General features: G+C 68.6%; 19 protein-coding genes. 5 read left to right on the top strand and 14 right to left on the bottom strand.

Going from position 1 to position 15460, the window contains the following annotated elements:
• Positions 1-14 precede the first annotated feature (14 nt).
• Positions 15-812: a hypothetical protein gene (locus LEL84_RS00945; protein WP_226513083.1), complete on the top strand. Its 798-nt coding sequence runs from the start codon at positions 15-17 to the stop codon at positions 810-812.
• Positions 813-866: 54 nt separating this feature from the next.
• Here LEL84_RS00945 and tsf read toward each other — a convergent pair whose 3' ends face one another.
• Positions 867-1691, bottom strand: a complete 825-nt coding sequence (gene tsf / locus LEL84_RS00940) for a translation elongation factor Ts (RefSeq protein WP_058250094.1) — start codon at positions 1689-1691, stop codon at positions 867-869.
• 55 nt (positions 1692-1746) lie between these two features.
• Positions 1747-2568: a 30S ribosomal protein S2 gene (gene rpsB, locus LEL84_RS00935; RefSeq protein ID WP_058250093.1), complete on the bottom strand. Its 822-nt coding sequence runs from the start codon at positions 2566-2568 to the stop codon at positions 1747-1749.
• 337 nt (positions 2569-2905) lie between these two features.
• Between rpsB and LEL84_RS00930 the strand changes: the two genes are divergently transcribed.
• Entirely contained in the window at positions 2906-3415 is a 510-nt protein-coding gene (locus LEL84_RS00930) for a M23 family metallopeptidase (RefSeq protein WP_396266507.1), read from the top strand.
• A 6-nt stretch (positions 3416-3421) separates the two neighbouring features.
• Here LEL84_RS00930 and LEL84_RS00925 read toward each other — a convergent pair whose 3' ends face one another.
• The gene (locus tag LEL84_RS00925) at positions 3422-4306 is read right to left on the bottom strand and encodes a tyrosine recombinase XerC (RefSeq protein WP_058250297.1); all 885 of its coding nucleotides are present in this window, start codon (positions 4304-4306) and stop codon (positions 3422-3424) included.
• A gap of 86 nt (positions 4307-4392) precedes the next feature.
• Positions 4393-5259 (bottom strand): siderophore-interacting protein, encoded by an 867-nt coding sequence (locus LEL84_RS00920; protein WP_137809347.1) that lies wholly within the window; start codon positions 5257-5259, stop codon positions 4393-4395.
• A 172-nt stretch (positions 5260-5431) separates the two neighbouring features.
• Between LEL84_RS00920 and LEL84_RS00915 the strand changes: the two genes are divergently transcribed.
• Complete coding sequence (locus LEL84_RS00915; protein ID WP_065628982.1) at positions 5432-6010, top strand: TetR/AcrR family transcriptional regulator; 579 nt, start codon at positions 5432-5434, stop codon at positions 6008-6010.
• Positions 6011-6012: 2 nt separating this feature from the next.
• Here the strand turns inward: LEL84_RS00915 and dprA are convergent, their stop codons facing one another.
• Positions 6013-7155, bottom strand: coding sequence for a DNA-processing protein DprA (gene dprA / locus LEL84_RS00910; RefSeq protein WP_137809372.1), 1143 nt, complete (start codon positions 7153-7155; stop codon positions 6013-6015).
• Complete coding sequence (locus tag LEL84_RS00905) at positions 7155-8663, bottom strand: YifB family Mg chelatase-like AAA ATPase (protein WP_159370635.1); 1509 nt, start codon at positions 8661-8663, stop codon at positions 7155-7157. Before LEL84_RS00905 ends, dprA begins: the two co-directional genes overlap by 1 nt.
• Positions 8664-8785: 122 nt before the next feature.
• On the opposite strand from LEL84_RS00905, the gene bluB reads away from it, so the two are divergent.
• Positions 8786-9424: a 5,6-dimethylbenzimidazole synthase gene (gene bluB / locus LEL84_RS00900; protein ID WP_226513082.1), complete on the top strand. Its 639-nt coding sequence runs from the start codon at positions 8786-8788 to the stop codon at positions 9422-9424.
• Positions 9425-9523: 99 nt separating this feature from the next.
• A complete protein-coding gene (locus tag LEL84_RS00895; protein WP_226513081.1) occupies positions 9524-10870 on the top strand; it encodes a DUF4185 domain-containing protein in 1347 nt (448 codons plus the stop codon).
• 9 nt (positions 10871-10879) lie between these two features.
• Here the strand turns inward: LEL84_RS00895 and LEL84_RS00890 are convergent, their stop codons facing one another.
• The 8 genes from LEL84_RS00890 to LEL84_RS00855 form a co-directional block, all read right to left on the bottom strand.
• Entirely contained in the window at positions 10880-11284 is a 405-nt protein-coding gene (locus tag LEL84_RS00890; protein ID WP_058250086.1) for a YraN family protein, read from the bottom strand.
• 100 nt (positions 11285-11384) lie between these two features.
• Positions 11385-11696 carry a DUF2469 domain-containing protein gene (locus tag LEL84_RS00885; RefSeq protein ID WP_004572292.1) on the bottom strand — a complete coding sequence of 104 codons (312 nt, stop codon included), beginning with the start codon at positions 11694-11696 and terminating at the stop codon, positions 11385-11387.
• Positions 11693-12382, bottom strand: coding sequence for a ribonuclease HII (locus tag LEL84_RS00880; RefSeq protein ID WP_058250085.1), 690 nt, complete (start codon positions 12380-12382; stop codon positions 11693-11695). The genes LEL84_RS00885 and LEL84_RS00880 overlap by 4 nt, the downstream gene beginning before the upstream one ends.
• A 7-nt stretch (positions 12383-12389) precedes the next feature.
• Positions 12390-13250 (bottom strand): signal peptidase I, encoded by an 861-nt coding sequence (gene lepB, locus LEL84_RS00875; protein WP_159370632.1) that lies wholly within the window; start codon positions 13248-13250, stop codon positions 12390-12392.
• An 18-nt stretch (positions 13251-13268) separates the two neighbouring features.
• Positions 13269-13610: a 50S ribosomal protein L19 gene (gene rplS / locus LEL84_RS00870; protein WP_004572295.1), complete on the bottom strand. Its 342-nt coding sequence runs from the start codon at positions 13608-13610 to the stop codon at positions 13269-13271.
• Between the two features lie 195 nt (positions 13611-13805).
• Entirely contained in the window at positions 13806-14780 is a 975-nt protein-coding gene (locus LEL84_RS00865) for a hypothetical protein (protein WP_226513080.1), read from the bottom strand.
• Positions 14777-15127, bottom strand: a complete 351-nt coding sequence (locus LEL84_RS00860; RefSeq protein ID WP_058250082.1) for a hypothetical protein — start codon at positions 15125-15127, stop codon at positions 14777-14779. The genes LEL84_RS00865 and LEL84_RS00860 overlap by 4 nt, the downstream gene beginning before the upstream one ends.
• Positions 15114-15458, bottom strand: a complete 345-nt coding sequence (locus LEL84_RS00855) for a YbaB/EbfC family nucleoid-associated protein (RefSeq protein WP_159370630.1) — start codon at positions 15456-15458, stop codon at positions 15114-15116. The genes LEL84_RS00860 and LEL84_RS00855 overlap by 14 nt, the downstream gene beginning before the upstream one ends.
• Positions 15459-15460 lie beyond the last annotated feature (2 nt).

The raw sequence follows: 15460 nt of genomic DNA, 5'->3' as shown, positions 1-15460 counted from the left end.
TCCTGTTCTTCAGCGTGTTCGCCGGGTTCTTCTTCACCGTGTCGATCTCGGCTCAGTTCGGACTCGGCTACTCGGCATTCCGGACCGGGATGCTGGCCCTGCCCTTCGCGATCGGCGCCGCGGTCGGCTCACTCGCCTCACCACGCGTGGTCGCCCGCGTCACCGCACCGCACACCCTGATGGCCGGATCCGTCGCCGTCGGAGCCGGATTCGTCTGGCTCGCGATGATCATCGAACCGGCTGCGGAGACCCTGCCGGTGCCCGGCATCCTCGGTCCCCTCGTACTCGGCGGTCTGGGGACGGGTGTGTTCATCGCACCGCTGCAGGCCGTGATCCTGTCCGACACGACCGAAGCCACGGTGGGCACGGCAACCGGGACGATCCCCACTGTTCAGCAGATCGGCGCCTCGATCGGGCTGGCGGTCGTCACCCTCTTCTTCTTCGGTCAGGTCGCCGGCCAGACGAGCGAGACGGTTCCGGCGGTGAGAGCCGAACTCGTTGCGTCGCTGTCGGAGTCACCGGTTCGCCCGGTGCTGCACGGGGCGGTCGCCGATCGTTTCGCATCCTGCGCGAGCGATCAGCTGCGGTCCGCACATCCGGAGCGACCGGCGCCCGCCTGCGCGGGCGGACCGACGTCGCCTGCGGTCGCCGCGGTCGCCGCGCAGGCACGGCCCTGGACTCAGGATGCGGCCCGGTCGGTGACCGCTCGGACTTTCCTGGCCGCGCTGAAGACGACCTTGATGATGCTGGGTCTCGTCGCCGTGGCGATCGGGGCACTCGCCGCCGCTCTGCGGACGCGACGGACCCCGTGAACGCACATCGCCCCGTCTCCTGGACGGAGACGGGGCGATGTGGAACGCGTTCGATCAGGCCTGGCCGACCTCGAACCGGGTGAAGGCCTTGACGGTCACACCGGCGTCGTCGAGCAGGGCCTTGACGGACTTCTTCGAGTCCTGGACCGAGGCCTGGTCGAGCAGCACGACGTCCTTGTAGAAGCCGTTGACGCGACCTTCGACGATCTTGGGCAGGGCCTGCTCGGGCTTGCCCTCCTCCTTGGCCGTCTGCTCGGCGATACGACGCTCGTTCTCGACGACGTCCGCGGGGACCTCGTCGCGGGTGGCGTAGCGCGCCTTGAGCGCGGCGACCTGCATCGCGGCGCCGCGAGCGGCCTCCTCGGCGGCCTCGCCCTCACCGGTGTAGGACACCAGCACGCCGACGCCCGGAGGCAGATCAGAGGCACGCTTGTGCAGGTACACGGCCACCGGGCCGTCGTAGTAGGCCACGCGACGGAGTTCGAGCTTCTCGCCGATCTTGGCCGAGAGAGCCGCCACGGCCTCGTCCACGGTGCCGTCGCCGAGCGGAGCCTTCTTCAGCTCGTCGAGGTCGTTGGTCTTCGCCGCGGCCGCCGCGTTCACGATGTCATCGGCGAGCTGCTGGAACTCACCGTTCTTCGCGACGAAGTCGGTCTCGGAGTTGATCTCGATGAGCGCGCCGCCCTTGGCCGCGACCAGGCCCTCGGCCGTGGAGCGCTCGGCGCGCTTGCCCACGTCCTTGGCGCCCTTGATACGCAGCTCTTCGACGGCCTTGTCGAAATCGCCGTCGTTGTTGGCCAGCGCGTTCTTGCAGTCGAGCATTCCAGAGCCGGTGAGCTCACGGAGACGCTTCACATCAGCTGCGGTGTAGTTCGCCATCGTCGGCGAGCCTCCTTAGAGAAAGTGTTGGGGACCGGACTGCGAGCAGTCGGGACTACTGAGCAGCCGGGGCGTCGGTCGCGGCGGCGTCGCCGGCCGGTGCCGCAGCCTGGGTCAGCAGTTCCTGCTCCCACTCTGCCAGCGGTTCGCCACTGCCGGCCTCGGGCTTGGCGTCGCCACTGGCGGCGCCGGCACGGGCCTGGACACCCTCGGCCACGGCCGAGGCCACGACGCGGGTGAGCAGTGCTGCGCTGCGGATGGCGTCGTCGTTGCCCGGGATCGGGTAGTCGACGAGGTCGGGATCGCAGTTGGTGTCCAGGATCGCGATGACCGGGATGTTCAGCTTGCGCGCCTCGCCGACGGCGATGTGCTCCTTGTTGGTGTCGACGACCCACACGGCCGACGGAACCTTGGCCATGTCGCGGATACCGCCGAGGGTGCGCTCGAGCTTGTTCTTCTCACGCGTGAGCATGAGGATTTCCTTCTTGGTGCGTCCCTCGAAACCGCCGGTCTGCTCCATGGTCTCGAGCTCCTTCAGGCGCTGCAGGCGCTTGTGGACGGTCGAGAAGTTGGTGAGCATGCCACCGAGCCAGCGCTGGTTGACGTACGGCATGCCGACACGGGTCGCCTCCGCCGCGATCGATTCCTGTGCCTGCTTCTTGGTGCCGACGAAGAGGATGGTGCCGCCGTGGGCGACGGTCTCCTTGACGAACTCGTACGCCTTGTCGATGTAGGTCAGCGTCTGCTGCAAATCGATGATGTAGATGCCGTTGCGGTCGGTGAAGATGAATCGCTTCATCTTCGGGTTCCAACGGCGGGTCTGGTGCCCGAAGTGTGCGCCGCTGTCCAGCAGCTGCTTCATGGTCACGACAGCCATGATCGTCCTTTTCTCGCAGTTGTCGTCGGTACCGTCGGTACCGACCCTGGCGCCTGCGGCCGAGTGCCACCCGAGACGGCATGGGCCGTTCCGGGACTGCTGACTTGGCGTGTGTTTCTCGACTGCGCTGGTCAGGGCGTCAAAGCCCGGAGCGTCACAGACCTGAGTGCAGGCGCGCGAAGTCACCTCATCAACGGGCGATGAGGTGCGTGGGAGAGTTTACGCCGCGACGGATGGAACACCAAAACGCCTTCGACCACGTCGGAGACGGTTGTGGTGATGCAGTCGGAGACGGTTGTGGGCGGATCCCATCCGGCTTCCGCTGCGTCCAATCAGCGTGCCATCCCGATCACCGCGTGTCCTCGCCGCGTTCCTGCCGACTGTCCTCTGCGTCGTCGGTCCGGTCCCCGCCGCTGCGTCCGTCGGTGGGTACGCGGCGCCGTTGTCGCCCCGGCCCACCGTGGTGACCGCCTACGACGAGCCCGAGAAGCGATGGCAACCCGGCCACCGGGGCGTCGACCTCGCGGCCGGGCCCGGCCAGACCGTCCGCGCGGCGGGCGCCGGTCGCGTGCGCTTCGCGGGAACGGTCGCCGGCCGGCCGGTGGTCTCGGTGTCCCATCCGGACGGCGTGACCACGACGTACGAGCCGGTGGAGGCGAGTGTCGACGCGGGTGATCACGTCTCGCGGGGTGAGGTCATCGGGACCGTGACGACCGGTCATCCGGGATGCCCGGTGCCCGCCTGCCTGCACTGGGGCGCCCGACGCGGCAGCGGACGTGCGGCGGACTACCTGGACCCGCTGGGTCTGCTCGGGGCCGTGCGCGTCCGGCTCAAACCGGTCGACTGACGGCGGTCACGCTCGCGGGTGCGCCTGTCGATGGACGGCACGCAGACGTTCGACGCTCACATGCGTGTAGATCTGCGTCGTGGCGAGCGACGAGTGTCCGAGCAGTTCCTGGACGACGCGCAGGTCGGCACCACCCTCGAGCAGATGAGTGGCGGCGCTGTGCCGGAGTCCGTGTGGCCCGGTCGCCGGGCCTCCGCTCGCCTCGACCGCGCGTGACACGACCGAGCGCGCCATCCGCTGGTCGAGCCGTCCCCCGCGGGCACCCAGCAGCAAGGCTGGTCCGGACGCGTCGGTCACCAGGGCCGGGCGTCCGGAACGCAGCCAGGCGTCGATCGCGCGTGCGGCGGGCTCTCCGTAGGGGACCGACCGTTCCTTGTCGCCTTTGCCGATCACCCGCACCACCCGTCGCCCGGCGTCGACGTCGCCGACGTCCAGCCCGCACAACTCCCCCACTCGAACTCCGCTGGCGTACAACAACTCCAGGATGACCCGGTCCCGCAGGGCGATCGGGTCGTCGGGGGCACGATCCACTCCGGTGGCCGCGATCGCGGCTTCTGCCTGGGCGGGGGCCAGTACGGCGGGCAGGGTCCGGTGCGCCTTGGGAGCCTTCAACCGCTGTGACGGGTCGGCCGCCAGGTAGCCCTCGCGGACCGCCCACGCGCAGAACGTCTTCGCCGCGGAGACCTGCCGGGCCACGGTCGTGCGCGCGGCGCCGCGCCGGGTCAGTTCCGCGAGCCAGGCCCGCAGCAGCGGGAGATCGATGTCGGCCACCGCGATTCCGCGGGCACCGGCGAACGAGACGAGGGCGCGAGCCCCACCGACATAGGCGCGGATCGTGTGCTCGCTGCGCCCTTTCTCCAGGCGCAGGTGATCGGCGAAGTCGTCGAGCATGGTCACGACCTCACCCCGTCGGGCACCCGAGTGCAACCGCACACGCGGCGTCGTGGCCGAATCGGTGCCTGTCCGGCCTGTGGGCCTCAGCCCTGGGCGCCGACGGCCTCCTCCTCGGCCCGCAGGTCGGCCTTCCATTGCCGGAACCCCTCCTCGGTCCGGCCGCGCCGCCAGTACCCGGAGATCGAGGCGTTGGCCGCACTCACGCCGCGTTCCTTGCGGATGTAGGCACGCAGGTTGTGCATGACCGCCTGCGCCTCTCCGTGGATGAACACGTGCGGTTCGCCGTCGAGCCATTCCGTCGCGCGCACGGCCGCGATCAGCGGGCCGTTGTCACCGGCGAGCGAATCGTCGACGTCCGCCGCGGGTCCGCCGCGGTGCACCCAGGAGACCTGCGCCCCGGCGGGTGCGTCGAGGTCGAGTTCGTCGTCGGGGCCGGCGACCTCGATGAAGACCTTGGCGACGGCGTCGGCGGGAAGGGCTTCGAGTGCGGCGGCCACCGCGGGGAGACCCGCCTCGTCGCACGCCATGAGATGCCAGGGGGCATCGGATCGCGGACGGTAGCCACTGCCCGGCCCGATGAAGCGGATCGTCTCGCCCGGCTCCACCGAGGCCGCCCAGGGGCCGGCGATGCCCTCGGTGCCGTGCACGACGAAGTCGACGACGAGCTCGCGGGCCTCCGCGTCGATCCGGCGCACCGTGTAGGTACGCAACACGGGTTGCCGCTCGGGCGCCTCGTTCGTACGGATCTCCTGGAGATCGAACGGTTCGGGATAGCTGACACCCGGCGGGGCGAAGACGAACTTCACATACATGTCGGTGTCGGGTTCCCCGGACTTGCCCAGCGCCGGTAGGAAGTCGTCGAACCCCTCCCCGCCCAGGTACAGGCGTACGAAATGCGGGCTGATCCGCTCTCTCCGTAGCACCGTCATCGTGTTCACGCGTTTCGCCATCGAACCTCCCTTTCGGGTCAACCCTACGCCTACGAGATTAGGCCACCCTTAGCTTTAGAGCGGCGAACCACCCATCCGCGGTTGTAAGGTTTTCTATCGATCAAGCGATGTGAATTCGAGACTTTGCCATTCCTAAAGTCAGACGTCGCGAGACCCGACCAGAGGTGACTCCATGCCGGATCAGCCCGTGGACCAGTCCACCCCGCGCCGCGGCTCGCGGCTCAGTGTGGACGACTGGCTGGAGGCCGCGACCCAGATCCTGGTCGACGACGGGATCGACACCCTCAAGATCTCGCGCCTCAGTGCGCGCCTCGGTGTGACCAAGGGCAGCTTCTACTGGCACTTCACCGACATCGGGGCGCTGAAGACCGCGCTCGCCGAACACTGCCGACGGGCACAGTCGGCGGCGGCCGACCGGATCGAGGCACTGGAAGCCCTACCACCGGTCGAACGGGTCGAAGGGATGGCGCGCCTGCTGTCGGATCCTCGCCGCTGGGCGATGGAGTCCGCCCTGCGCCGCTGGGCCCAGACGGACGAGTCGATCGCGAACTCGGTCGATGCACTCGACTGCCGGATCTTCTCGATCGCGATCTCGGCCATGCGCGAACTCGGGTTCTCGGAGGCCGAGGCACACGCTCGCGCGACGACGCTTCTGTACGCGGGAATCGGTTACGTCCATGCTCATGGCCGTCTGAACGAGGCGACGGTCGAGGATCTGCATGTCATCATCGACGTCCTCACCCGCCGCTGAGGTCACGCCAGCCGCCATCGTCCGTCCACGTTCTCCACATACCCCTTGATGTCGAGGTGCGCGAGCGCCGCGCGGACGGTTCCGATGTCGAGGCCGGCGGCGAACGCGATCTCGTCGATCCCCACTCCACCCCGGCCGGGAATGGCGTCGTGGACCCGTAGTTGCTCGGCGTCGAGCGCGTCGGTCGGTTTCGCGCGGCCGCGGCCGATGTCGCCCCCACCGTCGGGTCGTACCAGGTTGACCACCGACGCGACGTCGGACACCAGCACGGCGAGCTCGTCGGCGATCATCCGGTGGCATCCCACCGAGGTCGCCGAGGTGACGGGACCGGGAACGGCTCCCAGCGGCCGGCCGAGCTTGCGCGCCCATGCCGCAGTGTTCGCCGCGCCGGACCGTCGCCCGGCCTCGATGACCACGGTCGCGCCGCTCATCGCGGCGACCAGTCGGTTCCGGGTGAGAAATCGATGTTTCGCCGCTGTCGTCCCGGGCGGGTACTCGCTGATCACCGCGCCCGTACGCGCGATCGCGGTCAGCAGCGACGAGTGTGACGCCGGATAGTCGCGGTCGATCCCACACGCCATCACCGCCGCGGTCACCCCGCCCGCCGCGACGACCGCGCGGTGAGCGGCGCCGTCGATGCCGAACGCCCCGCCGGACAGCACCGCGAAACCCTGGGCCGACAACCCCGACGCGAGCGTCTGCGTGACGTGTTCGCCGTACGACGACGCGGCACGGGACCCGATCAACGCGACCGACGCAGCGGCGAGGTCGTCGAGCCGGGCCGGACCGCGCACCCACAGGGCGAGCGGTTCACCTCCACGAGCGGCCGTGTCGGCCTGCCCCAGCGCCAGCAGCGACCAGGCCGGCCACTCCGGATCGGCACGGGTCACCAGGCGCGCACCGATCCGCTCGGCGGTGTCCAGATCATCGATCGCACAGTCGGATTCGCTCCGGGCATCAGTGGCGGCGAGCACCGCCTCGTGGCCGCCGGGCACGGTGCGTCGGCGGATCGCCGCGGCCGCCTCGACCGGACCGATGTCGTCGACGAGCGCGATGACCGCGGCGCACGGCGGTTCGGCGACCCGCGCCAGATAGGCCCAGGCGATGGATTCCGGCGACCGGGGTTCCGACGGATGGGCGGAGATCACCAGGTCGCTCCTCGGTCTCGGTACAGAAGTGCTTGTGCGACATCGTCTTCGACGGGACGCCCGGACCCGCTCAGATCGCTGAGGGTCCATGCCAGCCGCAGAGCGCGATCGGCACCGCGGGCGGTCACGCGGCCGTCTCGGAGGAACAGTTCGATGGGCCGCAGCACGTCGGGCGGCAGCCGGAACCGCTGCCGCAGCGCGGACCCGGGAACCTCGGCATTGGTGCGCCACCCGAATTCCGACCACCGCTCGATCGCGGTGGCGCGTGCGGCGGTGACGCGGGCGCGGACGTCGGCACTCGACTCCCCGGCACCGCTCATCAGCGCGGTGTTGCCCGGTGGGTCCATCCGCACGCGGATGTCCACGCGGTCCAGCAGCGGTCCGGACAGCTTGCCCAGATAGCGCCGCCGCACGACGGCCGTGCAGACGCAGTCGACGTCGTGGGCGGGCGCGCACGGACACGGGTTCGCCGCGAGGATCAGCTGAAAGCGCGCGGGATAGACCGCCATGCCGTCACGCCGGGGCACCCGGACCTCGCCGTCCTCGAGGGGTTCCCGCAGGGATTCGAGCGACTTGACACTCATCTCGGCGCACTCGTCGAGGAACAGCACTCCTCGATGCGCCTTGGACGCCGCGCCCGGCCGGGCGAAACCGGTACCGCCACCGAGCAGGGCTGTGATCGATGAGCTGTGGTGCGGGGCGACGAACGGCGGTTCGGTGATCAGCGGACGTCCGGGCGACAACTCCCCCACCAGGGAATGGATCGCCGTCACCTCCAACGAGTCCTCCAGACCCAGCGACGGCAGAATGCCCGGCAGCCGCCGCGCGAGCATCGTCTTGCCGATCCCCGGCGATCCGGTCATCAGGACGTGATGAGCTCCCGCGGCGGCGATCTCCAGCGCGTGCCGGGCCTCGTGCTGCCCGACCACGTCGGCCATGTCGGGAACCGGCGGCGCGTGCGTCGTCGCCGCCGCATGCACCGTGTCGAGCACGTTGTCACCCGCCAGCCACTGCGTCACCTCTTTCAGACTGCTCGCTCCACCGACGTCCATCCCCTCGACGAGCGCCGCCTCGGCGACGGTCTCGATCGGCACCACCGCCCGTCGATACCCCTCCTGCCGCGCCGCGATCACCGCCGGCAACACCCCGCGGATCGGCCGCACGGTGCCATCCAGACCGAGCTCGCCCAGAAAAACCGTCGACGACAACTTCTCCGCCGACACCTGTTGCGTGGCAGCCAGAATGGACACGGCCATCGACAGATCGAACCCCGGACCGATCTTCGGCATGTCCGCCGGCGACAACGCCACCGTCACCTTCAACTCGGGAAAACTGAACCCGGAGTTCTTGATCGCAGCCCGCACCCGATCCCGCGCCTCCCGAACCGACGAATCCGGATTACCCGTCACCGCGAACCCCGGCAGACCCGAACTCACACTCGCCTGCACGTCGACGACCTGCGCGACAAAGGCATTGAGCCCCACCGCCTGTGTTTGCCCCAACATGGGCACAGTCTCGCCGGGAACACGCGTGGCGCGCGGCGCCGAACCACTCACACAGCCGATCTGTGGATGACCTCGCGGTTGTGCACCACCGTTCACAGCAGCCCGACTAGGCTCGACAACCGATGGACGACGGAACATTCGACGATGCGTTCGTCGGCGATCTCGACCGACTACTCCGATGGCGACGCGACGTCCGTTGCTTCCGCCGCGAACCACTCGAACCCCACGTGCTCCCCGACATCCTCGACGCAGCCGAACTGGCTCCGTCCGTGGGCAACAGCCAACCGTGGCGCTGGGTCGAGGTCCGGTCCACCGAAGCCCGGCAATCGGTGCGCGACAGCTTCACTCGCTGCAATGCCGACGCGCTGGACGGTTATCCGGCCGAACGCGCACAGCTGTATTCGTCGCTCAAGCTAGCCGGTCTCGACGATGCTCCCGTCCACCTCGCCGTATTCTGCGAGCCCGGTGTCGAGCAGGGCCGGGGACTCGGCCGACAGACAGTGCCCGAGACGCTGGAGTATTCGGTCGTCACCGCGATCTCCACACTCTGGCTGGCGGCGCGGGCCCGAGGCGTCGGGGTGGGGTGGGTGTCCATCATCGAACCCGATCGGGTGACCGCGGCACTCGACGTACCGTCGTCCTGGAAGCTGGTCGCCTACCTGTGTATCGGCTATCCCGCGCACGACTCGGAGACACCGGAACTCGAACGTGTCGGCTGGCAGTCACGGACGTCCGCCGGGGAACGCTTCTTCGTGCGCTGACACCAGATCGTGACCCCGCGGACCGCGCGATCCGCATGTAACTCCAGTAACAATAGTCACGTCAATCACTTCTATCGCAAGAGTAACTGGAGGACGCGCGTGTCTAGCCGTCTCACCACGAGTGTCCGACTGGCCCTCGCCGGGGTCATCGCCTTCAGCGGCACCGCGGTCGCGCTGACGACCGGTGCCGGCGTCGCGCACGCCGCGCCGTGCGGCAACGCGAGCACGGGCTCGAGCTTCCTGGGCTTCGGGTCCAGCGGTTCCAGCGGCTCGAGTGGCTCCAGCGGGTCGGAGGGCTCGTCGGGCAGCTCGATTCCGAACCCGGGACCGCAGCGGCCGTTGATCCCCTATGTCGGTTCCAAATCCCGCACCGTCGGATGGGTCACGGGCCCGCTCAGCGCCAACCGCACATTCAGCCGGTTCGGTATCGGCGGCACCGATCTCGGCGTCTCCTGGGACAACGGCCGCGGCCAGACGCTGATGGCCTTCGGAGACACCTTCGGCAACTGCAACGAGCCGGGACAGCAGTGGCGGCACAACGTGCTGCTCCGCACCGACGACGACAACCTCGCGAACGGACTCTCCGTCCCGGCCGGTCGCGCCGGCGACGTGACGTCGGGTTCGGTGATCGCGCCCGGTCAACCGAACTACGCGCAGGAACTGATCCCGTCGCTCGGCATCTCCAACGTCGAGGTCACCACGATCCCGACGGCGGCGATCTCTCTCCCGCACGGCGACGGCTTCCGCCAGTACATCAACTACATGTCGGTGCGCTCGTGGGGTTCGCCGGGCAACTGGGTCACCAACTTCTCGGCGATCGCCCATTCCGACGACAACGGCCAGACCTGGGTCACCGATCAGGACACGATCCTCATCAATGCTCCGGTCTCGCTCCGACTGCCCGGCGAGTTCCGGCCGATCGAGTTCAACAACGGCAAGTTCCAGCAGAACGCGTACGTCCGCGGCCGGCCCGGGACACCCGAAGCCGAGTACGTCTACCAGTTCGGTACCCCGAACGGACGATTCGGCGCCGCCTTCCTCGCGCGGTTCAAACCCACGGACATCCTCGACCTCGACGCGTACGAGTACTGGGCCGGGAAGAGTCGCGGCTGGGTGGACGACATCGCCGCGATCCCCGACGACGGCTCGGCGGTCGTCGTCCGACAACCGGTCACCGAACTCTCGGTCGCCTGGAGCCCGTACCTCGAGAAATACGTCATGCTCGATGGCGACAACGACATCACGCTGCGCACCGCCGATCATCCCGAAGGCCCGTGGAGTGCACCGAAGACCATCGTGCCCCGAGGTGCGCTCGTCGTCTACGGACCGATGATGCTCCCCAACTCCCCCGCGCTGCAGGGGGATTCGAAGGAGCTCTACTTCAACGCGTCGCGATGGAGCGACTACAACGTGATGCTGATCCGGACCGATCTGAGCAAGCTCTGACACCCGGGCTCACACGTGCACACCCTGGTGATGCCGCACCTGCGCGCGAGCCAGATCGTCGGGAGCGGCCTGGTCGAGGCGCACGCTGACGACGTCGAACCGGATCTGCGACCATCGTCGGTCCTGCGCCGCCAGCCACATCCCGGCGAGTCGGCGCATCCGGGCGAGCTTCGTCGGCGTGACCGCCATGACCGGATCGTCGTACGTGCGGCTCGCGCGAGTCTTGACCTCGACGATCACCAGGACCGACCCATCCGCGGCCACCAGATCCAGTTCGCCATAGCGGGTACGCCAATTGCGCTCCAGGACAGTCCAGCCCAGCGATATAGCGTAATCCGCGGCCACGTCCTCACCGAGCCGGCCGATATGACCGCGGCGATCGGGGCGAGGATGGTCGCGCGCTTGTGCACTCATGCCGATCAGATTCGCGCAGAACCGATTTCGTCGACCGTCCGAAAGCGAGCAACGCCCTGATCTGTGAACGATCAGGGCGTTGTCAACAGATTGCGCGTGGTCAGGGCTCGTCGGGCAGGCGGAGTTCCGACTTCTCGAGTTCCTCGATGTTGACGTCCTTGAACGTGATCACGCGGACCTGCTTGACGAACCGCGCCGGGCGGTACATGTCCCACACCCAGGCATCGCTCATGCGGAGTTCGAAGTAGACCTCGCCATCGGTGTTGCGCGGGATCATCTCGACCGCGTTGGCGAGGTAGAAGCGCCGCTCCGTCTCCACCACATAGGTGAACTGCCCGACGATGTCCTTGTACTCGCGGTACAGAGAGAGTTCCATCTCGGTTTCGTACTTCTCGAGATCCTCAGCACTCATCCTGTCAGCCTATCCCTGTTGTCGTTTGCGCTGGTGACCACACGTGCCGCGACATTACGGTACGACATGCGGTGTTGTGGTGAGGGGCCGGCGGCGTCGATGCGCGACATGTGCAACGCCGTGCTGTAGCCCTTGTGGATGGCGAAGTCGTACCCGGGCAGGTCGTCGTCCATGGCGACCATGATGCGGTCTCGGGTGACCTTGGCGATGATGCTGGCGGCGGCGATGCACGCGGCCGCCCCGTCTCCTCCGATCACGGGCAGGGACGGCGCCGTCAGTCCCGGCACCGCGAAACCGTCGGACAGCACGTACCCCGGTTTCACGTCGAGGGCGGCCACCGCCCGGCGCATGCCCTCGATGTTCGCGACGTGGATGCCGATGCGATCGATCTCGGCGGCTTCGATGATCACCGCACTCCAGCTCTGCGCGTAGCGCGTCACCGAGCGGTACAGCTCCTCGCGGGTGCGCTCGGTCAGACGTTTCGAGTCGTCGAGGTCGGCGAGGGAGACGAGCTGCGTCGGCTTCAAGACGCAGGCCGCCACGACCAGCGGGCCCGCGCACGCTCCGCGGCCGGCTTCGTCGACCCCCGCCACGGGCCCCAGACCCTGCCGGTGCAGGGCGAATTCGAACGTCCGCAGGCCCGCGGCACGGCGGACGGGTGAGCGGGGTGGCCATCGAGTCGTCACAGCTGTCTCACCCCTGCTGCGGATTGAACGAACCGACACCACCGATCCGCGAGAAGGGGTAGATGATGAACCGGACCTTGCCGCGGATATCGCTGACCGGGACGGTGCCCTGGTACTGGTCCTCGACGTGGTAACGCGAGTCCTGCGAGTTCAGTCGGTTGTCACCCATGACCCACACATTGCCCTCGGGCACGGTGATCGGACCGAAATCCGGCCCGAGACACGGAGGTACCTGGTCACCCGGCCCGGCGACACCGGGCCCGAACGACGCGACCGTCTCCTCCTGGAGCTTCATGTCGATGTAGGGCTCGCGCAACGGGCGACCGTTGACCTTCACACCGACGCCCTCGTCGTTGCGACATTCGACCGTCTGACCGCCGGTCGCGATGACCCGCTTCACGAGGTTGTTCTCGTCCGGAGGCGCGAACCCGAACCACGACAGCGCATCCTGCGCCTTGTGCATCATCGGGTTCGTCGATCGGGGCGACACCCAGGCGCCGTTCCACGACTCCGACGGGCCCTTGAAGACGACGACGTCGCCGGGTTGCGGATCACCGAACCGGTACGTGAGCTTGTCGATCACGATGCGGTCGTTGGTGCAGCCGTCGCACCCGATGAGGGTGGACTCCATCGACTCCGACGGGATGACGTACTGCCGACCGATGAAGGTCTGCAGCACCCAGGTGAGGAGAAGGACGCACCCCACGATGATGACGACTTCGCGCAGGAGAGAACCCGAGCCGGACTTGCGCTTGCCGCGATCGTCGGCATCGGATTCGGCCGGGTCGGTCTTCAACCTCCACGGACGCTTGGCGTCGTCGGCGCGGTCGTCGTCGGGGGCATCGTGGGGTCGCTGTGTGTCGGCCACCTCGTCAGGTTAGACGCGTCAGCGCTTTTCCTTGATCTTGGCTGCCTTGCCGCGCAGATCGCGCAGGTAGTAGAGCTTGGCGCGACGGACGTCACCGCGGGTGAGGACGTCGATCTTGGCGATGTTCGGGCTGTGCACCGGGAAGGTGCGCTCGACGCCGACGCCGAAGGACACCTTGCGGACGGTGAAGGTCTCGCGCACGCCGCCGCCCTGACGACGGATGACGACGCCCTTGAACACCTGCACGCGCTCCTTGCTGCCCTCGATGACCTTGACGTGGACGTCGAGGGTGTCACCGGGGCCGAAGTCCGGCACGTCGTCGCGGAGGGACTGCTTGTCGAGGAAGTCGAGCGTGTTCATGTGTCGTGGTCCTTGTCTGGCGGAGAACGTTGAGCAGAGGAACCTGGCGGCCCGTGGGCTCGACCGGTTCGTGCTCCGAGTCGTTGGCGTCGCAACCGGCGGTCTCGGAGAGACAGCCCCGGACACGGGGCATCGTCGGCAGGCAACCCGACTATTGTGCCAGAGACACCCCGGGCCGACGAAATCGCCGAGCCACTACGTCCGTGGCGCCACGATCACGACGTCGTCGGCCTGCAATGCCGAGATGGTGGCGGGCTCCATCGGCGTCGCCGCGGCGATCGCTCTCGGCGTCACACCGGCATGCACCATGTGGTCGCGGACCGCGAGTTCGGGCGCCTGGCCGTTGGCGGTGAGTGCCTCGTCGTCGGCGAGTTCCATCCCCACCCGCTGATACGGCTGCGGGTCGTTGGTCCCGACGACGACCACCGGGGCTCCCCGCGGGCCGATCCCGACGCCCACCGCGGTCCGGAACCAACCTGCGATCGATGCCGGGACCGTGGTCTGGAGTCGCTCGGCTCGCCCCCGCAACCAGGTCAGGTCGTTCGCGCCGATCACGTCGCGGTCGGCGCGAGCCCGCGCGCCGGCCAGACCCCCGAGACCGGCAGCCATCGCACCCGCCGCACCCAGTGCCCCGAGCGGCATCATCGGCATCATCCCGCTCGTCGCCGCGGGTGCAGCGGCGCTCTGCCCGGCCTCACCCGACCGTTCGGTGTGGTCGTCCCCCGCCGCGGTGAGGGCCATCCGGCCGGTGCTCGCGGCCTCGACCCGCCACGTGTCGTCACCGATCGCGGCGTTCACCTCGGCCCGCCGGATGTCGCGGTCGGCGATCAGTGCGACCACCGACATCTGCTGCTGCGTGTCGATCACCGTCCGGGCATACGCGTCCAGCGACGTCTCGAGCGCGCGCAGCCGTTCCGCCGCTCCGGGCAGATCGGCACGGGCGATCTGTCCGAGCCCGTCGACGACGGCATCGTGGAACCCGCCCGCGGTCGAGTCCCCCGTCGCGTACGAGTCGGTCACCGACGCCACCGCCTCGGCGAGGCCGGCCACCCTCTCGGCGAGTGCTCGCACGCGCTGTGCCGAGTCGCTCAGTGCCGCCGCGTCGGCGGTCGGCCACACCCCCGGGGCCAGTTCCTCGGCGATCCGCTCGGCCTCGCCACGCGCCGTCATGCGTCGGCCCGGCCGATACGCGCCGAGGCCTCGGCATCTCGGTCGAGGAGGTCGTCGATGCCGGCGACGAGGGCGCGGCGGCGTTGTCCGAGACGGTTCTCGACGTCGTGCAGACGATCCGTCGACGCCGCGGCCGCCGGCGAGAACCCCGCCCGGAACGCACCCGCCGATTTCCCGGTGCCTACTGCCATGTCGACGTCGATGAGCAGGGCGGCGAGCTCGGTCTGTATCGCCGTGAGTTCCGCCGCCGCTGCCTGCAGTCGCGTCGCCACGACGGCGGCGGCACCGGGGTCGGCGGCGACCCGGGGACCGGCGTCGGCGGCCGGCGAGAGGTCAGGGTCGGTCATCGGCGACCACACTGTCGAGGCGGGCGTCGGCGTAGTCGATCGGCAGATCCGTTGCGCCGGAGAGGATGTCGGCGGATCTGGTGCGCAGCGCGGTGTCCGCCTCGGCGATCAGCGTGGTCAGCAGGGCGGACAGTTGATCCGCGCGGTATCGACGCATTGCGGAGGGTTCGATCATGATGTCCACCGCACGGCCGCGCGCGTCGACCGTCACCGCGACGAGCCGGTCGTGACTGGTCGCCCGGGAGGTCAGCTGCGACAACGACTTCCGGACCCGTTCGAGTTCGGTGCGTTGCCGGTCGAGTTCCTCGACCATGGCCGAATACCCCTGCATCG

The organism is Gordonia sp. WA4-43 (genome assembly GCF_020520305.1).
In the GTDB taxonomy this organism is placed as follows: Bacteria; Actinomycetota; Actinomycetes; order Mycobacteriales; family Mycobacteriaceae; genus Gordonia; species Gordonia hongkongensis.
The sequence above is the reverse complement of the archived record's forward strand: the minus strand, read 5'-3'. Positions and strand labels throughout refer to the sequence as shown.